General features: G+C 66.6%; 17 protein-coding genes. 5 read left to right on the top strand and 12 right to left on the bottom strand.

Annotated elements, in window-relative coordinates; translation table 11 throughout:
- Nucleotides 1-391: 391 nt before the first annotated feature.
- From rodA (ACX9OT_RS01270) to ACX9OT_RS01295, 6 genes are all read right to left on the bottom strand, one after another.
- Nucleotides 392-1471, bottom strand: a complete 1080-nt coding sequence (gene rodA, locus ACX9OT_RS01270; RefSeq protein ID WP_032130316.1) for a rod shape-determining protein RodA — start codon at nt 1469-1471, stop codon at nt 392-394.
- Nucleotides 1472-1663: 192 nt separating this feature from the next.
- Nucleotides 1664-2776: a rod shape-determining protein RodA gene (gene rodA, locus ACX9OT_RS01275; RefSeq protein ID WP_032130317.1), complete on the bottom strand. Its 1113-nt coding sequence runs from the start codon at nt 2774-2776 to the stop codon at nt 1664-1666.
- The gene (gene mrdA, locus ACX9OT_RS01280) at nt 2773-4854 is read right to left on the bottom strand and encodes a penicillin-binding protein 2 (protein WP_049463233.1); all 2082 of its coding nucleotides are present in this window, start codon (nt 4852-4854) and stop codon (nt 2773-2775) included. Before mrdA ends, rodA (ACX9OT_RS01275) begins: the two co-directional genes overlap by 4 nt.
- Before the next feature lie 3 nt (nt 4855-4857).
- On the bottom strand, nt 4858-5343 hold the full coding sequence (gene mreD / locus ACX9OT_RS01285; protein WP_049463232.1) for a rod shape-determining protein MreD: 486 nt from the start codon (nt 5341-5343) through the stop codon (nt 4858-4860).
- Nucleotides 5340-6362 carry a rod shape-determining protein MreC gene (mreC, locus tag ACX9OT_RS01290; RefSeq protein WP_049463231.1) on the bottom strand — a complete coding sequence of 341 codons (1023 nt, stop codon included), beginning with the start codon at nt 6360-6362 and terminating at the stop codon, nt 5340-5342. The genes mreD and mreC overlap by 4 nt, the downstream gene beginning before the upstream one ends.
- 121 nt (nt 6363-6483) lie before the next feature.
- Nucleotides 6484-7530, bottom strand: a complete 1047-nt coding sequence (locus ACX9OT_RS01295; RefSeq protein ID WP_005419402.1) for a rod shape-determining protein — start codon at nt 7528-7530, stop codon at nt 6484-6486.
- A gap of 283 nt (nt 7531-7813) precedes the next feature.
- On the opposite strand from ACX9OT_RS01295, the gene ACX9OT_RS01300 reads away from it, so the two are divergent.
- Nucleotides 7814-8752, top strand: a complete 939-nt coding sequence (locus tag ACX9OT_RS01300) for a carbohydrate kinase family protein (protein ID WP_049463230.1) — start codon at nt 7814-7816, stop codon at nt 8750-8752.
- Nucleotides 8753-8855: 103 nt separating this feature from the next.
- Here ACX9OT_RS01300 and ACX9OT_RS01305 read toward each other — a convergent pair whose 3' ends face one another.
- The 4 genes from ACX9OT_RS01305 to ubiE form a co-directional block, all read right to left on the bottom strand.
- Nucleotides 8856-9479 (bottom strand): HAD family hydrolase, encoded by a 624-nt coding sequence (locus tag ACX9OT_RS01305; RefSeq protein ID WP_049463235.1) that lies wholly within the window; start codon nt 9477-9479, stop codon nt 8856-8858.
- Nucleotides 9479-10210: a hypothetical protein gene (locus tag ACX9OT_RS01310; RefSeq protein WP_019337678.1), complete on the bottom strand. Its 732-nt coding sequence runs from the start codon at nt 10208-10210 to the stop codon at nt 9479-9481. Before ACX9OT_RS01310 ends, ACX9OT_RS01305 begins: the two co-directional genes overlap by 1 nt.
- 122 nt (nt 10211-10332) lie before the next feature.
- Complete coding sequence (locus tag ACX9OT_RS01315) at nt 10333-12261, bottom strand: M1 family metallopeptidase (protein ID WP_049463229.1); 1929 nt, start codon at nt 12259-12261, stop codon at nt 10333-10335.
- A 302-nt stretch (nt 12262-12563) separates the two neighbouring features.
- Nucleotides 12564-13325, bottom strand: a complete 762-nt coding sequence (gene ubiE, locus ACX9OT_RS01320) for a bifunctional demethylmenaquinone methyltransferase/2-methoxy-6-polyprenyl-1,4-benzoquinol methylase UbiE (protein WP_005411082.1) — start codon at nt 13323-13325, stop codon at nt 12564-12566.
- Between the two features lie 80 nt (nt 13326-13405).
- On the opposite strand from ubiE, the gene ACX9OT_RS01325 reads away from it, so the two are divergent.
- The 4 genes from ACX9OT_RS01325 (at nt 13406) to ACX9OT_RS01340 (ending at nt 15204) form a co-directional block, all read left to right on the top strand.
- On the top strand, nt 13406-13858 hold the full coding sequence (locus ACX9OT_RS01325) for a nucleoside deaminase (protein ID WP_049399252.1): 453 nt from the start codon (nt 13406-13408) through the stop codon (nt 13856-13858).
- Nucleotides 13859-14057: 199 nt separating this feature from the next.
- Nucleotides 14058-14318 (top strand): hypothetical protein, encoded by a 261-nt coding sequence (locus ACX9OT_RS01330; protein ID WP_049399251.1) that lies wholly within the window; start codon nt 14058-14060, stop codon nt 14316-14318.
- 74 nt (nt 14319-14392) lie between these two features.
- The gene (locus ACX9OT_RS01335) at nt 14393-14719 is read left to right on the top strand and encodes a hypothetical protein (RefSeq protein ID WP_049463228.1); all 327 of its coding nucleotides are present in this window, start codon (nt 14393-14395) and stop codon (nt 14717-14719) included.
- A gap of 62 nt (nt 14720-14781) precedes the next feature.
- The gene (locus ACX9OT_RS01340; RefSeq protein ID WP_032129005.1) at nt 14782-15204 is read left to right on the top strand and encodes a low affinity iron permease family protein; all 423 of its coding nucleotides are present in this window, start codon (nt 14782-14784) and stop codon (nt 15202-15204) included.
- A gap of 142 nt (nt 15205-15346) precedes the next feature.
- On the opposite strand, the gene smeF is transcribed toward ACX9OT_RS01340, so the two are convergent.
- Complete coding sequence (gene smeF / locus ACX9OT_RS01345; RefSeq protein ID WP_125893439.1) at nt 15347-16747, bottom strand: multidrug efflux RND transporter outer membrane subunit SmeF; 1401 nt, start codon at nt 16745-16747, stop codon at nt 15347-15349.
- A 109-nt stretch (nt 16748-16856) separates the two neighbouring features.
- Entirely contained in the window at nt 16857-19979 is a 3123-nt protein-coding gene (gene smeE / locus ACX9OT_RS01350) for a multidrug efflux RND transporter permease subunit SmeE (protein WP_032129007.1), read from the bottom strand.
- Nucleotides 19980-19985 lie beyond the last annotated feature (6 nt).

The raw sequence follows: 19985 nt of genomic DNA on the forward strand, positions 1-19985 counted from the left end.
AAGAGAAGATCACAAGCGGGTCGCGCGCTGCGCTTGCTCGAGAGCCGAGCATGGCTATGCCGGTCGTCCTGACCGGCACCCTTCGGGCCGTCGCCGTGGGCGACGTTGGCAGCGGCTCCTGCCGCTGCCTTCGGCTCTACACAAAGCAAGGAAGCGACCCGCCAGGCCGCTTTTGCTTTTGATCTTCTTTTTCTTCTCCGTGGGTGGACGCGCACGGAACCTGTCCGTGGCCGGGTAGATGGGCTGCGCAGGGGCGTGAGCCGCATGGATGCGGCGACCGAGCTTACATGGACGTACTTGCAGCGTCCCCTGCGCAGCCCATCTACCCGGCCCCACCCATGAACTGCTTTGCGCGACCACCCACGAGGGGCTGCGCCGTTGGCTGGAAACCCTATCCCCCGTGCACGGGCCGGTGCCCACGCACCGCCATCACCAACCCGATACCGGCCAGCAACGAGACCGCTGATGTCCCGCCATAACTGATCAACGGCATCGGAATGCCCACCACCGGCAGCAGGCCGGAAATCATTCCACCGTTCACCAATACGTAGACGAAGAACGCCAGCCCCAGGCTGCCGGCCAGCAACCGCGCATGGGTGTCGCGCGCGTGCACTGCGATCCACAGGCAACGCCCGACCACGAACAGGTACAGCGCGAACAGCGTCGCCACACCGATCCAGCCGAACTCCTCGGCCAGCACCGAAAACGCGAAGTCGGTGGTGTACTCGGGCAGGAAATCCAGTGTGGCCTGGGTGCCCTGCCCCCAGCCACGTCCCTGCCAGCCACCGGAACCGATCGCGATGCGCGACTGCAGGATGTTCCAGCCGGTGCCGAGCGGGTCTGCTGCCGGGTCGAGGAAGGTCAGTACGCGATCCTTCTGGTACTGCCGCAACACGCCGAGCCAGGCCAGTGGCGCGGCCACCGCCAGCCCCACCGCGCCGGTGGCCACCCAGCCCCAGTGCAGGCCCGCCAGCAACAACGCGAACACACCGCTGGCGGTGACCAGCGTGGCGGTACCGAGGTTGGGCTGCATCAGGATCAGCACGGCGGGAACGCCGATCAGCACTGCGGCCGTCAGTACCGTGCGTGGTGACGGTGGCAGCGGTTGCCGGTGCAGGTACCAGGCCATCATCAACGGCAGGCTGAGCTTGAGCAGCTCGGAGGGCTGCAGGTAGAAGACGCCGAGGTTGAGCCAGCGCTGCCCGTACTTGCCGGTGCCGATCACATACACCGCCATCAGCGGCAGCATCGACAGCGCGTACAGCGCCGGTGTCCACGCGCGCAGGCGCAGCAGCGAAACACGCGACAGCAGCCACATCGCCAGCAGGCCACCGGCGAAGCGCGCCGCCTGCCCGGCCACCGGACCGGACACGCTGTGCAGCACCGCCAGCCCCGCGCCCATCAGGATCAACAACGCGACCAGCAACGGCAGGTCGATCGTGCGCACCGCCTCACGGCAGCCGCCAAGCATTCGTTTCCAGTCCACGCTGGCCACGGTAACAACGCGCGCTTGCGTGAAGCTGTCAGGGTGCTTCTGCGTCTGTAGAGTCGAGCCGTGCTCGACTGCCTTTCATGCAGCAGAAGCAGTCGAGCACGGCTCGACTCTACAGAACAGCGAGAAGCAATCGAGCATATGGAAGCGCGGTGAAAGGCGCGGCCGTTGTTACCCGTAGCCGCCGTGCACTGGATTGTGGCTACGCACGGCCATCACCAACCCGAAGCCGGCCAGCAGCGAGACCGCCGAGGTACCGCCATAGCTGATCAGCGGCATCGGCACGCCCACCACCGGCAGCAGGCCGGAGATCATCCCGCCGTTCACCAGCACGTAGACGAAGAACGCCAGGCCGGTGGCGCCGGCCAGCAGGCGCGAATAGGAATCGCGCGACTGGCTGGCGATCCACAGGCAGCGCCCGATCACCACCAGGTACAGCGCCAGCACGGTGGCCACGCCGATCCAGCCGAACTCCTCGCTCAGCACCGAGAACGCGAAGTCGGTGGTCTGCTCGGGAATGAAGTTCAGGTGCGACTGCGAGCCCTCGCCCCAGCCCTTGCCATCGAAGCCGCCGGAACCGATCGCGATCTTCGACTGGATGATGTTCCAGCCAGCACCCAGCGCATCCATCTCCGGGTCCAGGAACATCATGATGCGGTCCTTCTGGTACGGCCGCAGCAGCCAGAACCAGGCCACCGGCGCGACCGCAGCCACGCCACCCACGCCCAGCCCGACCCACCACCACGGCAGGCCTGCCAACAGCAGCACGAACACGCCGCTGGCGGCGATCAGCACACCGGTACCGAAGTCCGGCTGCAGCATCACCAGGCCGGTCGGTACGCCGATGATGACCAGGGACACGAGCACGGTATTGAAGCGCGGTGGCAACGGCATCTTGTGCAGGTACCAGGCCACCATCATCGGCAGGCTGACCTTGAGCAGCTCGGCCGGCTGCAGGTAGAAGAATTTCAGGTCGAGCCACTGCCGGCCGTATTTGCCGGTGCCCAGCACGAACACCGCCAGCAACGGGATCATCGAGATCGCGTAGATCATCGGCGTAGCCGAGCGGATGCGCAGGATCGGTACCCGTGAGATGCCCCACAGCGCAGCCATGCCCACTGCGAAGCGCGCGCCCTGGGCCATCACCAGGCCGTCGCCACCGGCACTCTTCAAGGTGGCCAGGCCGATCACCATCAGCGCGCCCAGGGCCAGGCACAGTACCCAGTCCAGCGTGCTGAAGAAGCGGCGCAGCATGTCGCCGGCCCAACGCAGGAACACTCTCATCGTGCGGGCTCCGCGGTGGTCGGGCGTGGCGTGGCCGGCAGCGCCGCGGCGGCCGGCGTCCCCGGCTGCGGTGCGGGTGCGGGTGCCGGTTCCGGCGCAGGCACGCCAATCAGCACGGGGTGTTCCCCCAGTTGTGCCGCAGCAAGGTCACCGGCCTGGCGCGCGCCCACATCTTCGTTGTCGAATGCGGTTGCACCGATGGCGGTGGTGCCGCGCTCGCTGTCCAGCGGCTGCATGCCTTCGGGCATCTTGCCCAGCAGATAGGCATCAAACACCTTGCGGGCGATTGGTGCGGCCGCCGCACCGCCGTAACCACCACCTTCCACCGCGATCGCCAGCGCGATCACCGGCTGGTCAACCGGCGCGAAACCGACGAACAGCGCGCGGTGGCGCAGGTGCATCGGCAGGCTCTTCGGGTTCACTGCAGCGGTGCCCTTGCGGCTGACGACCTGCGCGGTACCGGTCTTGCCTGCCATCGTGTACGGCGCGCCGGCCGCCATTCGCGCAGCGCTGCCGCCAGGCAGCATGGTGGCCATCATGCCTTCGCGCACCGCCTGCAGGTTGTTCGGGTTCGGGCTGACCGGTTTGCTCTCGCCCGGGTCGGTCGCCATCCAGTCATGGTCGAACCCCGCACGCTGCTGGATCACCAGATGGGGCGTGCGCAGCTGCCCGTTGGCCAGCCCACTGACGCCCCGCGCCAGCTGCAGCGGAGTGACCTTCCAGTCACCCTGGCCGATGCTGATGTTGACTGTATCACCCGGATACCAGGCTTCCTTGCGGCTCTTCCGCTTGTAGGCCGGCGACGGCAGGATGCCGCCGATCTCGCCGGTCAGGTCGATGCCGGTCGGCTGGCCGAAGCCGTAGTACTCCATGTAATGGTCGAAGCGCTCGATGCCCAGATCCAGCGCCAGCTTGTAGTAATACGTGTTGACCGATTGCGCGATCGACTTGCGCAGGTCGGTCCAGCCGTGGCCGCCGCGGTGCGAGTCACCCCAGCCACGCGAGGTGCCGGGCAGGTAGAACATGCCGGTGGACAGCACCTTGTCTTCCGGGCGGCGCACGCCCGAATCGAGGCCAGCCAGGCCGATCAGCGGCTTCAGCGTGGAACCGGGCGCGACGCCACCCAGCACCAGGCGATTGAACTGCGGCCGCGACGGGTTGTCGTTCAGCGCCTTGAAGTCGGCATGGGAAATGCCGTTGACGAACAGGTTGGGGTCGTAGGACGGCAGGCTGACCATCGCCAACACCTCGCCGCTACGCGGGTCCATCGCCACTGCCGAGCCTTCCTGGTCGCCAAAGGCGGCCACCATGGCGCGCTGCAGGTCGGCGTCGATCGACAGCCGCAGGTCGGCACCGGACTGCGCGGCGACGCGACCGATAGTGCGGATCGCACGCCCCTGCACGTTGGTCTCGACCTGCTCGTAGCCGACCTTGCCGCGCAGCTGCTGCTCGTAATAGCGCTCCAGGCCGGATTTGCCGATGTGGGTCAGCGCGGCATTGCCCTCGCCGAGGATTTCCAGATCCTTGTCATCGACACGGCCGACGTAGCCGATGATGTGCGCGAACAGATCGCCGTACGGGTAGCGCCGGGTCAGGTAGGGCTCCAGCTCGACGCCGGGGAAACGCCAGCGGTCGACGGCGAAGCGCGCCATCTCCTCGTCGCTCATGCGCAGCTTCAGCGTGACCGGCAGGAACTTGCGGCGCGCCTTGCGCGACTTGTTGAACGCTTCCAGTTCTTCCGGGCTGATGCTGATGATCTTCGCCAGCCCTTCCAGGGTGGCGTCCATGTCCTTGACCTTGTCCGGGGTCACGTCCAGGCGGAAGGCCGGCACGTTCTCGGCCAGCAGGCGGCCGTTGCGGTCGTAGATCATGCCGCGCCCGGGCACCACCGGCCGCGGCTTGATGCGGTTGGCTTCCGAGCGCGTGGCGTAGACGTCGTGGTCCAGCACCTGCAGCTTGAAGTACCAGCCGCCCAGGCCCAGCAGGCAGACCAGCACACCCAGGAAGCCCAGCGCCGCGCGGCGGCGGAACTGTTCGGCTTCGGCATGCGGATTCTTGACCTGGCGGCGCGGAATCATGGCTCAGCGCCCGCGCTTGCCGAAGCGCACCGCGTCCAGCAGCACGAATACCAGCGGCCACAGGCCCATGCCCAGCAGCGGTGCCCACCAGTACGACCACGGCAGGGTCGGCTCATCCACCACGATGTGAACCAGCGCGCTGACGATGCGGTCGTTGAACAGCAGGCCGCCGATGGCCAGCATCTGCTGGGACATCGGGAAGAAGCGGATGCGGGCGCGGAAGCGCTGCAGGATGAAGGCCAGCATCACCAGCCGCAGCGCCTGTTCGCCGAGTACACCGCCGTACAGCAGATCGGCGATCACGCCACTGGCGAAAGCGACGCCCAGGCCGACACGCTCAGGCGCTTCAATCACCCAATAGGCCAGCACCAGCGCCAGCCAATACGGGCGCAGCGGCTGCAGCAGCGCCGGCAACGGCAGCAGGCCCAGCAGCAGCGCCACCACCAGGCTGGCCGGCAGCACCCACGGGTTGTCGCGCAGGCGGCTCATCGCTGGGCCTCCGGCGCGGTCGGTTGCCGGCCAGCGGCCGGCACTACCATGGACCCCGCTGGGGGAGAGCCCCCCTCTTGTTGAGGGGGGCGCGCTGAAGGCGCGGGGGTAAGGGAGGATGCGGGGGCCGGTTGCACCGAAGGTGCAGTCGGCGGCAATTCGCTGGCCGCAGGCAAGCGAATTGCTGCGCCCGGGCGCAGCAGCAGCACGTCGCGGCCGCGGTCCAGCTGCGCCGCCGGCTTCAGTTCGCCGACCAGGAAGGCGTGCGTGTCGTCCGGGCGCAGGCCGGTGATGGTGCCGACCGGGAACCCGGCCGGGAAGCGGCCACCGAGGCCGGAGGTGACGATCTCATCGCCCACTTCCACGCCGGCGCTGAGCGGGATGTCGCGCAGCTCCAGCTTGTCGCCGCGGCCGTAGACGATCAGGCGAACGCCGTTGCGGGCCACGGTGACCGGCACCGCGTGGTCGGGGTCGGTCAGCAGCAGCACGGTGGAGGTACCGCCGGTGACGCTGATCACCTGCCCCATCAGGCCACCGGCATCGATCACCGCCTGCCCGACGTGCACGCCTTCGCGGCTGCCGGCGTCGAGCACCAAGCGCTGCTTCACCGGGTCCAGGTCGATATCCAGGATCGGCGCCAGCTGCACGTCCAGGCCACTGCGCTCGGCCACGTTCAGCAGTTCGCGCAGCTGGGCGTTGTCCAACGCGGCGGTCTGCAGGCGGGTCAGGCGGGCGTTGGCCAGCAGCAGCTGGTTGCGCAGTTCACGGTTCTCGTTGACCAGCTGGCCGTGGCTGGCCGCCGAGTCCTTGACCTGGTTGCCGAGCTTGCCCGGCAGTCCCGCCAGTGCCCATACCGGCTGCACCAGGCTGTTGGCCTGCCCGCGCAGCTGCGCAAGCCAGCCGGCCTGGTCGTCAAGCACGATCAGGGTGATGGCCAGTGCGAGATAAGCCAGCAGACGCAGCGGGCTGGCGGCATCACCGGATCGGGAAGCAACGGGAGGTCCGGCGTAGGGCGGCACGGCAACGATTCAACTGGCAGAAGGCGGAAGGGAAACACGCGGACGCCCCGCCGGTGCCGGCCTACCCTCATGGTGGGCCGCACCCCGGAGGGGCGCTGCGGGCGCAGGCAGCCGGGACGGCTTATTCCGGCGCAAAGAACTCGTTGCCGTGCATGTCGACCAGCTCCAGCGCACGGCCACCGCCGCGGGCCACGCAGGTCAGCGGATCGTCCGCCACCTGCACGTGCAGGCCGGTTTCCTCGGAAATCAGGCGGTCCAGGTCACGCAGCAGGGCGCCACCACCGGTCAGCACGATGCCGCGCTCGGCGACGTCGGCGCACAGTTCCGGCGGGGTCTGTTCCAGCGCCAGCTTGACCGCGCTGACGATGCCCGACAGCGGCTCGTGCAGGGCTTCAAGCACCTCGTTGGAGCTGATCTTGATCATCTTCGGCACGCCCTCGGCGAGGTTGCGGCCGGAGATTTCCATCTCGATCACTTCCGCCTGCGGGTAGGCGCAGCCCAGCTCGACCTTGATGCGCTCGGCGGTGGCTTCGCCGATCAGCATGCCGTGGTTGCGGCGCACGTAGTTGGTGATCGACTCGTCGAAGCGGTCGCCGCCGATGCGGACCGAGGCCGAATAGACGATGCCGTTGAGCGAGATCACCGCAACTTCGGTGGTGCCGCCGCCGATGTCGATGACCATCGAGCCACGGGCTTCGGTGACCGGCATGCCGGCGCCGATCGCGGCGGCCATCGGCTCTTCGATCAGGAACACATCACGGGCACCGGCTTCCTCGGCCGATTCCTTGATCGCGCGGCGCTCGACCTGGGTCGAGCCGGCCGGCACGCAGACCAGCACGCGCGGGCTCGGGCGCAGCACGCGCGACTTGTGCACCTTCTTGATGAAGTGCTTGAGCATCGCCTCGGTGTAGGTGAAGTCGGCGATGACGCCGTCCTTCATCGGGCGGATGGTGGTGATGTGGCCCGGGGTACGGCCAAGCATCTGCTTGGCTTCGGCGCCTACGGCTGCCACCGAGCGGGTACCACCAATGGCACGGTCCTGGCGCACGGCCACGACCGACGGCTCGTTCAGCACGATCCCCTGCCCGCGCACGTAGATGAGGGTGTTGGCCGTGCCCAGGTCGATGGACAGGTCGTTGGAGAACATGCCACGGAGTTTCTTGAACATCTGAGGAAGGAGTCCTGAGGGGTGTCGTGCCCGCCGCGGGATGGCGAAAAAATGGGCAGAAATCGAGGCCGACAAGCCTAGCAACCCGCCTGCCGCCGAGCAAGGAAAAAACTAGCTGAACCCGCGTCTTCACAGGCTTTCGGCCTGATCGGGTCTCACCCGGTTCTGGCCCTGAGCGGCACCAGCGGGTAACCTTTGCGCCGTCGGGCGCCCAAGGGCGCCGTTTGCTTGCCCGCCGAACCGGGCCGGCCCACCCCAAAATTCACCGCATAGGCTTACATCGATGTCCGCTCTGATCTGTGGTTCTCTTGCCTTCGACACCATCATGGTGTTCCCGGACCAGTTCAAGAATCACATCCTGCCGGACAAGGTGCACATCCTGAACGTGTCCTTCCTGGTGCCGCGCATGCGCCGCGAGTTCGGCGGCTGCGCCGGCAACATCGCCTACAACCTGCACCTGCTGGGCGGCCAGCCGATCCCGATGGGCACCGTGGGTTCGGACTTCGGCCCGTACCGCGAATACTTCGACGGCCTGGGCATCGACCTGTCGCGCGTGCGCGTGATCGATGAGCTGTTCACCCCGCAGGCGTTCATCACCACCGACCACGACAACAACCAGATCACCGCCTTCCACCCGGGCGCGATGATGCGCTCCTACGAAAACCACGTGCGTGGCGTACCGGGCGTGACCCTGGGCCTGGTCGGCCCGGACGGCCGCGAAGGCATGATCCAGAACGCGCAGGAATTCCACGAAGACGGCATTCCGTTCATCTTCGACCCGGGCCAGGCCATGCCGCTGTTCAACGGCCCGGAGCTGCGCGCCTTCATCGACCAGGCCGACTACGTGGTGGTCAACGACTACGAGTCGAACCTGCTGCAGGAACGCACCGGCTGGGACGAGAAGGAGATCGTCAGCCGGGTCAAGGCCTACATCACCACCCGCGGCCCGAAGGGCGCGGTCATCCACACCCCGGAAAAGAGCTACGACATCCCGCCGGCGCACGAGCGCCGCGTGGTCGACCCGACCGGCTGTGGCGACGCCTTCCGTGCGGGCCTGATCTACGGCATCCAGAAGGGCTACGACTGGCTGACCATCGGCCGCATGGGCAACCTGATGGGCGCACTGAAGGTCGAGCACCCGGGCACGCAGAACCAGCGCTTCACCTTCGATGAGTTCAACGAGCAGTTCAAGCAGCAGTTCGGTTACGCGCTGGGCGCGTAAGCCGAACTGCCCGCGCACCCGCTCGGTAGGTGTCGACCTTGGTCGACACGCTGTGCCTTGGTAGGTGTCGACCTTGGTCGACACTGCCGGCCAGCGGCCGGCACTACCCCTTCTGCTGCCAGGCGGCCAACAGGTCGCGGCAATCGGCGAAATGCCAGTCGGCACTGCCCGGCCACGGGTTCTCCGGCAGATTGACCAGCACGGTGTGGGTGCCCGCGGCGCGGCCGCACTCCAGGTCATAGGCGTGGTCTCCGACCATCACCGCCTCCGCAGCCCCGATTCCCCAGCGTCGAAGATGCTGCTGCAGGCCATCCGGCGACGGCTTGGGCACCGCTTCATCGCGGCCAATGATGTCGGCATCGTCGAACAGCTCCCCGACCCCGATCGCGTCCAGGGTCAGCTTCGCCAGCGCATGGTCGTTGCGGGTCAGGATGCCCAGCCGGCAGCCCGCCGCCGCCAGCGCGCGCAGCAGCTTCACCGCGCCCGGTGCCGGCAGCGCGTCCTCGGCCAGCGTGCGCTCGTGTTCCAGCAGCCACTCACGCTTGGCCTGCGCCGATGCGTCCGGCAGCGCCGCGATGTGGTCGAGGATGTCTTCCTCCGCGGCGATCTGCAGCGCGCGGCGGATCGCGGCGAAGTCATGCACGGCCACCGTCAGAGTGCCGTCCATGTCAAACACCCAGTGCCGGATCGCGGACAACGCGTGCACTGCGCTGCCCGCCGCAACCATCACTGCCACCACTGCGGCATGCGGCTGGCGTCGACACCACCGGTTTCGAACACGGCGGTACGCGTGCCGCCGGCCTTGACCGGGAACTCGATGCTGATCGACTTGCCCTTGCGCGCCAGCTTCCACAGCGCCTTCTGGTCGGTGATGAACAGCGCGATGGCTTCATCGGTCTTCGGCCGCCACGCCGCCATGGAAATTGGCTTGCCGTCGTCCACGGTCACCTTCACCGTGCACTGCGGGCAGCGGAAATCGCCGGCCTGCAGCACCAGGTAGGCATGCCGCTTCCACTCCGGGTGATCGCGGAACACCAGCTGCACCGGCTTGGCACCGCTGCCATCCACATCCACCCGTTCCTTGCTGTAGATCTGCGCCGAAACCTGGTTGCCCTTGTTGCCCACCGGGATCTGGTTGTACTGCCACAGCGCCTGCATGCGGCGCAGGTCGCGCGCAGCATCGCCCTTGGCCTTGACCTCGTCGAAGCCGGCGGCGATGCGCTCGGCGGCGGCGGTGTCCTTGTATTGATCCAGCAGCGAGGCGCCATGCAGGCGCGCACGCTCCCAGTCCTGTGCGGCCACGGCCATGTCGTACTGCTTGGCCACGTCTTCGGCCTTGGCTTCCTTCTGCGCCTGCACGGCGGCTGCGGCGGCTTCCTGCGCCTTGCGCTCTTCCTCGGGGTTGCTGCAGGCAGCCAGGGCCAGGGTACAGGCGGTGAGCAGGATCAGTCGTTTCATGGCGGAGGTCCTTCGTGTTTTCGCATATCTGTAGAGTCGAGCTTGCTCGACTGCTGTTGAAGAGCCAGTCGAGCAAGCTCGACTCTACAAAAAAAGCGCCGGGGGATGCCCGGCGCGTTTTCTTACTTGGCTTCGGCCTTGGCCAGCATGTCCTGGACCGAGGCGGTGGTGATCGGGTGGTAGCCCGGCTTGGCCTTTTCGAAGGCCTGCTTGGCCAGCTCCAGCCCCTTCGGAGTTTTCACCAGTTCGGCGTAGATCGGCAGGATCAGCTTGCGACGGCCGACGCGCTCGATGAAGGCGGCCGCGCCTTCATTGGCCTGCTCGTAGCCGCTGCGGATCGCCAGCGGGTACCAGCGCATGGCGATTTCGCCATTCGGGGTGCCGGTGAAGTGGAAGGCCTTGTCCAGCGTGGCCAGCTTGTCCAGCGGCTGGGTCGCGCCCAGGCCGTCGATGAAGCGCACCCATTCCTGCGTGCTCCAGTCGGCGATGACCTGGCTGCTCGGCACGGTGCCGGCGCTGGCAAAGGCGATGCGCGCGGTATCGACGCTGCTGAAGTTGCGCGACTGCGCCTTGGCCGCGAACGCCGGGATGCCCGGCTCGTCCAGCCACGCCTTCAGTTCGGCCTCGGTCACTGCCGACGGATTCTTCGGCAGCAGGTTCTTTTTCAGGTACTCGACGAACTGGTCGGTGTTCGCGCTCTGGAAGGCGTGGTCATCGAACCAGCCACGCAGGAACGGATCGAAGGTTTCGCGGCCGAAGCGCTGTTCCAGGAACTCCAGGAACCACGAACCCTTGACGTAGGCGACCTGGCTCAGGGCTTCGTCGGGGTCACGCTCGTTCAGCGGCGGCAGCGCCAGCGCCTGGTCGGCCGGGCTCATGTCCTTCACTTCGGCCAGCAGATCGGTCTGGTCGATCTGCTTCTCCATCTCGGCCATTTCCTTGCCGTACAGAGCTTCGGTGATGCGGCCCTGGACGTAGGTGGTGAAGCCTTCGTTGAGCCAGATGTCCTTCCAGCTGGCGTTGGTCACCAGGTTGCCCGACCAGCTGTGCGCCAGTTCGTGGGCGACCAGCGAGACCAGAGACTTGTCACCGACGATCACGGTCGGGGTGGCGAAGGTCAGGCGCGGGTTCTCCATGCCGCCGAACGGGAACGACGGCGGCAGCACCAGCATGTCGTAACGGCCCCAGCGGTATTCGCCGTACAGCTTCTCGGCGGCACCGATCATCTTCTCGGTGTCTTCGAATTCCTTGGCGGCCTTGTTGACCATGGTCGGCTCGGCCCAGACGCCGGAGCGGCCGGAGATCGGCTCGAACACCAGGTCGCCGGCCGCGATGGCCAGCAGGTAGGACGGAATCGGCTGCGGCATCTTGAAGGTGTAGTCACCGTCACGCGCGGCCTTCGGATCGTTGTCGGCGCTCATCAGCACCATCACGTCCGGGCGCGAGACCACGTGCGCGCTGTAGGTGAAGCGCACGCTCGGGGTGTCCTGCAGCGGCACCCAGGAACGGGCGTGGATGGCCTGCGACTGGCTGAACATGAAGGGCAGCTTCTTGCCCTCGGTCATCGACGGTGCCAGCCACTGCAGGCCCGAGGCGGTCGGCGCGGTGTGGTAGGTCACTTCCACCTTGGCCGGCTGTTCCGGGGCTTCGATGGTCAGCTTGCTGCCGAACACCTTGTCAGCGGCGGCCAGCTCGAACTTCAACGGGCTGCGCGCGCCATCGGCAGCGACGGCCTCGACCTTGGACACGGTCAGCTCGCGGGTGTCGAGCACCAGCTGCTTGGCGTCCTTCTGCTTCCATTCCAGGGTGTAGGTGGCGGTGCCGCCGATCTGCTTCTGGTCGAAGTCCAGCTTCAGATCCAGCGCGATGTCCTTGATGACGACCTTGTCCGGCTCGGCGTACGAGCTTTCGTCGTGGCTGCGGTTCTCGGCGTTCACGGGGGCGGCGGGGGCCTTGGCGGCAGTCGGGGCGGCGGCGGGTGCAGCCGCCTCCTGGGAGCAGCCGGCGGCCAGGGCCACGGCCAGCGGAAGGAGCATCAGCGGATTACGCATGAATCGGGACCGTTACGGGGATCAGACCCCCAATGGTAACTCCCTCCGGCTCCGCAGGCGTTGCGCGGTGCGGGGTAATGGCGGCCGGGGCCGATCCTGCGCCTCCGGCGCATGCCAACCAAGGTTGGCCTCTACCGGAATGGCGGCGGACGCGGTACGGGCCGCCGGGGCTGCGCTGCGCCTCGGGCGCATGCCAACCAAGGCTGGCTTCTACCGGTAGGTGCCAACCTTGGTTGGCACGGATCTTTCATCGCTCGCGGCCGGCGTGTGCCAACCAAGGTTGGCACCTACCAGAGCAGGAACTACAGCTTGTAGCCGGAGTGGATCGAAACAATGCCGCCGGTCAGGTTCTTGTAGTGGCAGCGCTCGAAGCCGGCCTGCCCCATCATCGCCTTCAGTTCGTCCTGCGGCGGGTGCTTGCGGATGCTCTCGGCCAGGTACTGGTAGCTGTCCGAATCGTTGGCGAACAGCTTGCCCAGCTTGGGCAGGATCTTGAACGAGTGGAAGTCGTAGATCGGCTTGAACCAGTCGGCGGTGACTTCGGAGAACTCCAGCACGCGGGCCTGGCCGCCCACCTTCAGCACGCGGTACATCTCGCGCAGGCCAGCGTCCTTGTCGGTCACGTTGCGCAGGCCGAAGGCGATGGTGACCAGGTCGAAGCTGTTGTCCGGGAACGGCAGGGCTTCGGCGTTGCACTGCACGTAGTCCAGGCCGAGCACCAGGCCGCGGTTGGTCAGGCGGTCACGGCCGACCGACAACATGCCGGCGTTGATGTCGCCCAGCACCACCGAGCCCTCGGCGCCAACGCGCTCCTTCAGCAGGGCGGCGATATCGCCGGTGCCGCCGGCCAGGTCGAGCACACGGTCGCCCGGCTTCACCTGCGCGGTCGCCACGTAGTAGCGCTTCCACGCCCGGTGCACGCCCAGGCTCATCAGGTCGTTCATCAGGTCGTAGTTGCGCGCGACCGAGGTGAACACCTGGCCGACCAGCTTCTGCTTGTCCTTGGCGGCGACGTCGCGGAACCCGAAATGGGTGGTACCGGCTTTGTAGGGGGATTCGCTCATGGCCCCGATTATCGCACCGCCGGGGGCCAGCGGCACCCCCTGCCCGTATCATGGCGGGCCACGACTTACCGGAGCCCCGCATGATCACCACGCCCGACTACCAGGCCCTGCTGCAGACCGCCATCGCCGAAGCCCGCCAGGGCCTGGCCGAGGGCGGCGTGCCGATCGGCGCGGCGCTGTACCACAACGACGGCCGCCTGCTCGGCTGCGGCCACAACCGCCGCGTGCAGGAAGGCGACCCGTCGGTGCACGGCGAAACCGATGCGTTCCGCAAGGCCGGCCGCCAGCGCCGCTACCAGGACACCATCATGGTCACCACGCTGGCGCCTTGCTGGTACTGCTCGGGCCTGGTGCGCCAGTTCAACATCGGCACCGTGGTGGTGGGCGAATCGCGCACATTCCAGGGCGGCATCGACTGGTTGCGCGAAAACGGCGTCAACGTGATCGACCTCGACAACCAGGAATGCGTCGATCTGCTCGGCGGCTTCATTGCGCAGCATCCCGAGATCTGGAACGAAGACATCGGTGAATGAGCACCACGCAGTGTGCTGTTGAACCCGCTTAATGAACGCTTCAGTGCCGGCACGCCCTAGTGCCGGCAGCGTTTGCGGCGCCAGCCGTGAACCCGCGCACAGTCAGCCGTGCCCCGTGCACACGCTGCGGTAACACCCCGCCCCAGCGTCGCGCCTAGGGTGGGGCTACCGGGACCTTCCTTCCCCGGCGGAGCCAGCCATGTGCGCGCACGCCGTACGCCCCACGCCCGACCCGATCCTTGACGCCATCCGCAAGCGCCTGCAGCAGCAGTTCGCGCTGCATCAGCGTGGCGCCCGGTTCTGGACCGCTTACCAGGGCCTGCAGCTGGAACTGGTGCGCGGCCATCCGCTCGAACACGAACGCCTCTGCAATGCCATGGCCGACATGGCCGAAGAGATGGGCGCGGTCGAGCATGCGCAACTGATAGGCAATCGCAACGCCGGCTGCACATCTCCCTGACGCGGTATCCACCGGGGTCCGGGCCACACTGCGATGAACCCCCACTCCCATCCACTTCAACCGATTGGATCGACATGCACGCCGAAGTCCCCACCATTCCCCCGGTCATCAATGTTGACGCTGAGCTTGACCACTGGCGCCGCCAGCATGCCGACGGTGCATTGGCGCACAACTCGTTCGGCTCGTACGTACCGTGGATCAAGTTCGCTTGCGATTCGCTGATCACCCAGCCGCGCGCCAGCAATGCGCAGCGCGACGAGATGTTCCAGACCCAGTACGCCCTGCAGATCATGCCGCGCCTGAGCGAAGCCCAGGCCCGCGAATTCGTCGACCGTTGCTGGCAGCACGTCTACCAGACCAGCCCGGTGCGCCTGCAGGACGCCCCGCGCCTGCGCGCCTGAGCTGCACAGCCCCTGCACGAGCCGCTGCCGATCATCCTCGTCACCTGAGTGGGACGACGACGATGAAAGCACGCAACCTGTTCAATACGATCGCCAAGAAGGCCGCGGCCGCCACCGGCTCGCCGTGGACCTTCCTGGCCGCGGTAGCGATCGTGGTGATCTGGGGCATCAGTGGCCCGGTATTCGGTTTCAACGACACCTGGCAGCTGGTGATCAACACCGGTACCACCATCATCACCTTCCTGATGGTGTTCCTGATCCAGCACACGCAGAACGCAGATACCGCCGCGATGCAGATCAAGCTGGACGAGCTGATCCGCGCGACGGCCGAAGCCAACAACGAACTGTTGGATCTGGAAGAACTGGACGAGGAGCGGCTGGAGGAGATCCGCCGCGAGTACGAGCAGATGGCGCGCGAAGCCGGCGACGCGCTGGCGCGGGTACGCGCCTGCCATGCAGCGCGGCGCGACGATGAAGCGGTGTAGCAGTTCCTGAAATGACAATGCCGGCCCGCGGCCGGCATTACCCTCGATCTCCAGGTAGGTGCCAACCTTGGTTGGCACAGGGCCAGCCGCCTGCGCTGACGCATCCGTGCCAACCAAGGTTGGCACCTACCAGAAGCACTGCTTACCCGCGCTCGTGCCAGCCGCCGCCCAGCACCTTGTACAGGGTGATGCGGTTGGCCTGCTGGGCCAGTTGCGCCTGCAGCTGGGTCTGCTGCGCGTTGTAGGCGGTACGGCGCGCATCAAGCAGGGTCACGAAGCTGTCCAGGCCAGCGTCGTAGCGTGCCTGCGACAGGCGGTTGGCCTGTTCGGCCGCTTCCACCAGGCGCTGCTGTGAACTCACCTGCTCATCCAGACTGACGTTCAACGCCAGCGCATCGGCGGTTTCGCGGAAGCCCACCTGGATCGACTTCTCGTACTGCGCCAGCGCAATGTCACGGTCCGCATTGGCGATGGCCAGATTGGCGCGCAGCTTGCCGCCCTGGAAGATCGGCAGCGTGATCTTCGGCAGGAAGCTCCACACGCGGGTCCCACTGTCGAACAGGTTGGACAATTCGCTCGAACCACTACCGATGCTGCCGGTCAGCGAGATGCTCGGGAAGAACGCCGCGCGTGCCGCACCGATGTTGGCGTTGGCCGCCAGCAGCTGGTGTTCGGCGGCCATGATGTCCGGGCGCTGCAGCAACACGTCGCTGGGCAGGCCGGCCGGCGGCGGTGCCAGTGCCAGCAGCTGCGGTTCGATGCTGTCCGGCAGCAGTGCCGGATCCAACTGGCCACCGGCCAGCAGCGCCAGCGCATTGCGGTCCTGGGCCAGCTGGCCACGCAGGCGTGCAGCATCCGTACGTGCGGTCTCGACCAGGGTACGGGTCTGGGTCAGCTCCAGCGCCGAACTGCCACCACGCTCGTGGCGGGCCTCGGCCAGGCGCAGCGAATCCTCGTAGGTCTTCAGCGTGGCATCGGCGATCTTCAGCCGCTGCGCATCAGCCCCGTAGGTCAGCCACGCCGTGGCGGTCTCGGCCACCAGGCTCAGCTGCGCGTTGCGGCGGTTGGCGGCCACGGCGAAGTACTGCTGCAGCGCCGCTTCACTGAGATTGCGCACGCGGCCGAACAGATCCAGCTCGAACTCGGCTACGCCAACACCGGCGGTGAACTGCTCGGTGACACCGGCGTCGGTACCACGGCGGTCCATCTGGCCGGTGACTGCCACGCCGGGCACACGGTCGGCGCGCTGTACGCGGTACTGGCCGCGCGCGCGTTCAACGTTGAGTACGGCCACGCGCAGGTCGCGGTTGTTCTGCAGCGACTGGTCGATCACCTGCTGCAGGCGCGCATCGGTGAAGAAGTCGCGCCAGCCGACGGCGGCGACATCGGCCACCTCGCCCTGCGCGGCCTCGGCCGGCCACTGCGCCGGAATGGCCGGAGCAACGGCGGTGTTCTTCGGCACCAGGGTGGAGCAGCCGGCGAGCGCGAGCGCGGCGGCAATGGAAAGGAACAGGGATGCACTTTTCATGGGAATGACTTCCATCGGTACTGCCGGATGGCAGGAGGTAGTGCCGGCCGCTGGCCGGCAACCTCGTTGGATTCACATCACGCGGGCAGTAGGTGCCGGCCAGCGGCCGGCACTACCGTTTCGCTTACGTGGAGGATTTGCGCTTGAACACGCGCTGCACCACCACGAAGAACAGCGGCACGAAGAACACGCCGAGCACGGTGCCGACGATCATGCCGCCAAGCACACCGGTGCCGATCGCCTGCTTGGCACCGGAGCCGGCACCGGTGGAGATTGCCAGCGGCACCACGCCCATGCCGAAGGCCAGCGAGGTCATCACGATCGGGCGCAAGCGGTCGCGCACGGCGTGCATGATCGACTCGATCAGGCTGGCCCCCTTCTCCAGGTTTTCCTTGGCGAACTCGACGATCAGGATCGCGTTCTTGCTGGTCAGGCCCACCGTGGTCAGCATCGCCACCTGGAAGTAGATGTCGCGTTCCAGGCCCTTGAAGGTATTGGCCAGCACCGCGCCGAGGATACCCAGCGGGGCCGCCAGCAGCACCGCGGTCGGCACGCTCCAGCTTTCATACATCGCGGCCAGGCACAGGAACACGATCATCAGCGACAGCGTGTACAGCAGCGGCGTCTGCGAGCCGGCCTGGCGTTCCTGGTAGGACATCGCCGTCCACTCGATGCCGAAGCCCGCCGGCAGCTGCTTGGCCAGCTGTTCGATCTCGGCCATGGCATCACCGGACGCGACACCCGGGGCCGGTTCGCCCTGGATTTCCATCGCCGACACACCGTTGTAGCGTTCCAGGCGCGGCGAACCGTAATCCCAGTGCTTGGTGGCGAAGGCACTGAACGGCACCATCTCACCCTTGTCGTTCTTCACGGACCAGAGATCGAAGTCCTCCGGCACCATGCGGAACGGCTGGTCGGCCTGCACGAACACACGCTTGACGCGGCCACGATCGACGAAGTCGTCGATGTACGAGCTGCCCCATGCGGCGGCCAAGGTACCGTTGATCTGGTCGATCGACAGCCCCAGCGAGGTCGCCTTGGCTGCATCGATGTCGATGCGGAACTGCGGCGTGTCTTCCTGGCCGTTCGGGCGCACGTTGGCCAGCTTCTTGCTGCCGGCGGCGAGGCCCAGCAGCTGGTTGCGCGCGGCCACCAGTGCCTCGTGGCCCTGGCCGCTGTTGTCCTTCAGGAAGAAGGTGTAGCCCGAAGCGGTACCCAGTTCCGGAATGGCCGGCGGCGGGAAGGCGAAGATGAAGGCATCCTTGATCTGGCCCAGTGCCGCCATCGCGCGACCGGTGATCGGCATCACGCCATTGTCGGCGTCACGCTCGCTCCAGTCCTTCAGCTTGACGAATGCCATGCCCGCGTTCTGGCCCATACCGGCGAAGCTGAAGCCCTGCACCGAGAACACCGAGTCCACCGCATCCTTCTCGTTCTGCAGGAAGTGGTTTTCCAGTGCCGCGATCGATTCCAGCGTACGTTCCTGGGTGGCACCGACCGGCGCCTGCACCAGCGCCATCAGCACGCCCTGGTCTTCGTTGGGCAGGAACGAGCTGGGCAGGCGCACGAACAGCACGCCCATCAGCACGAACAGTGCCGCCACGATGCCCATGAAGCGCCACGGACGGTGGATGATGCCGCGCACACCGCGCTGGTAGCTTTCGCTGGTGCGGTCGAAGCCGCGGTTGAAACCATTGAAGAAACGACCGGACCAGCCCTTGTGTGCGACGTGGTGCTCACCCTTCTTCAGCGGCTTGAGCATGGTCGCGCACAGCGCCGGGGTCAGCACGATCGCGACCAGCACCGACAGCGCCATCGCCGAAACGATCGTGGCCGAGAACTGGCGGTAGATCACGCCGGTGGAGCCGCTCATGAAGGCCATCGGCACGAACACCGCCGACAGCACCAGGCCGATACCCACCAGCGCGCCGGTGATCTGGCCCATCGACTTGCGGGTGGCCTCAAGCGGCGACAGTCCTTCCTCGGACATGATGCGCTCGACGTTCTCCACCACCACGATGGCATCGTCCACCAGCAGGCCGATCGCCAGCACCATCGCGAACATGGTCAGCATGTTCACCGAGAAGCCCAGCATCGCCAGCACGCCGAAGGTACCCAGCAGCACCACCGGCACGGCGATGGTCGGGATCAGGGTGGCGCGGAAGTTCTGCAGGAACAGGTACATCACCACGAACACCAGCACGATCGCTTCGATCAGGGTCTGCACCACGCCCTTGATCGACACGCGCACGAACGGGGTGGTGTCGTACGGGATCTCGGCCTTCAGGCCGGCCGGGAAGAAGCTCTTCATGTCCTGCAGCGCGGCATCCACGCCGGCCGCGGTATCCAGCGCGTTGGCGCCGGTGGCCAGGGTAACCGCCAGGCCGCTGGCCGGCTGGCCGTTGTAGCGGGTGACGAAGTCGTAGGACTCTGCACCCAGTTCGACGCGGGCGACATCGCCCAGGCGCAGTTCGGCACCGTCCTGCGCACCGCGCACGATGATGTTGCGGAACTGTTCCGGGGTCTGCAGGCGCGACTGCGCATTGATGGTGGCGTTGAGCTGCTGGCCCTTGATCGACGGCGCGCCGCCGAGCTGGCCGATGGCCACCTGGGCGTTCTGTGCCTTGACTGCTGCGGTCACTTCCGCAACCGACAGGCCATAGGTATGCAGCTTGTTCGGGTCCAGCCAGATGCGCATGGCGTACTTGCCACCGAACACCTGGATGTTGCCCACGCCCGGCACGCGGCTCAGACGGTCGACGACATTGGAACCGACGTAGTCGGCGATGTCGTTGGCGTCCATGCTGCCGTTCTCGGACACGAACGCAATGACGTTCAGGAAGCCCGAGCTGGACTTGGCCACGTTGATGCCCTGCCGCTGCACTTCCTGCGGCAGCAGCGGCATGGCCAGCTGCAGCTTGTTCTGCACCTGCACCTGGGCGATGTCCGGGTTGGTGCCGCTCTCGAAGGTCAGGGTGATGGTGGCCTGGCCGTTGGACGAGCTGTTGGAGGAGAAATAGATCAGGCCATCAAGGCCCTTCATGTTCTGCTCGATGATCTGCGTCACCGAGTCCTCGACCACCTTGGCCGATGCACCCGGGTAGGTGGCGCTGATTTCCACCGCCGGCGGTGCGACGTTGGGGTACATCGAGACCGGCAGCTTGAACAGGGCCAGGCCGCCGGCGAGCATGATGATGATGGCGATCACCCATGCAAAGATGGGTCGATCGATGAAAAAGCGTGCCATGGGGTT

It is taken from the genome of Stenotrophomonas genospecies 3 (genome assembly GCF_054473855.1).

What these genes read in the sequence shown, in the direction of transcription:
- rodA (WP_032130316.1), bottom strand. Translation starts at nt 1,471, where the DNA reads ATGCTTGGCGGCTGCCGTGAGGCGGTGCGCACGATCGACCTGCCGTTG.
- rodA (WP_032130317.1), bottom strand. Translation starts at nt 2,776, where the DNA reads ATGAGAGTGTTCCTGCGTTGGGCCGGCGACATGCTGCGCCGCTTCTTC.
- mrdA (WP_049463233.1), bottom strand. Translation starts at nt 4,854, where the DNA reads ATGATTCCGCGCCGCCAGGTCAAGAATCCGCATGCCGAAGCCGAACAG.
- mreD (WP_049463232.1), bottom strand. Translation starts at nt 5,343, where the DNA reads ATGAGCCGCCTGCGCGACAACCCGTGGGTGCTGCCGGCCAGCCTGGTG.
- ACX9OT_RS01295 (WP_005419402.1), bottom strand. Translation starts at nt 7,530, where the DNA reads ATGTTCAAGAAACTCCGTGGCATGTTCTCCAACGACCTGTCCATCGAC.
- ACX9OT_RS01300 (WP_049463230.1), top strand. Translation starts at nt 7,814, where the DNA reads ATGTCCGCTCTGATCTGTGGTTCTCTTGCCTTCGACACCATCATGGTG.
- ACX9OT_RS01305 (WP_049463235.1), bottom strand. Translation starts at nt 9,479, where the DNA reads ATGGTTGCGGCGGGCAGCGCAGTGCACGCGTTGTCCGCGATCCGGCAC.
- ACX9OT_RS01310 (WP_019337678.1), bottom strand. Translation starts at nt 10,210, where the DNA reads ATGAAACGACTGATCCTGCTCACCGCCTGTACCCTGGCCCTGGCTGCC.
- ACX9OT_RS01315 (WP_049463229.1), bottom strand. Translation starts at nt 12,261, where the DNA reads ATGCGTAATCCGCTGATGCTCCTTCCGCTGGCCGTGGCCCTGGCCGCC.
- ubiE (WP_005411082.1), bottom strand. Translation starts at nt 13,325, where the DNA reads ATGAGCGAATCCCCCTACAAAGCCGGTACCACCCATTTCGGGTTCCGC.
- ACX9OT_RS01325 (WP_049399252.1), top strand. Translation starts at nt 13,406, where the DNA reads ATGATCACCACGCCCGACTACCAGGCCCTGCTGCAGACCGCCATCGCC.
- ACX9OT_RS01330 (WP_049399251.1), top strand. Translation starts at nt 14,058, where the DNA reads ATGTGCGCGCACGCCGTACGCCCCACGCCCGACCCGATCCTTGACGCC.
- ACX9OT_RS01335 (WP_049463228.1), top strand. Translation starts at nt 14,393, where the DNA reads ATGCACGCCGAAGTCCCCACCATTCCCCCGGTCATCAATGTTGACGCT.
- ACX9OT_RS01340 (WP_032129005.1), top strand. Translation starts at nt 14,782, where the DNA reads ATGAAAGCACGCAACCTGTTCAATACGATCGCCAAGAAGGCCGCGGCC.
- smeF (WP_125893439.1), bottom strand. Translation starts at nt 16,747, where the DNA reads ATGGAAGTCATTCCCATGAAAAGTGCATCCCTGTTCCTTTCCATTGCC.
- smeE (WP_032129007.1), bottom strand. Translation starts at nt 19,979, where the DNA reads ATGGCACGCTTTTTCATCGATCGACCCATCTTTGCATGGGTGATCGCC.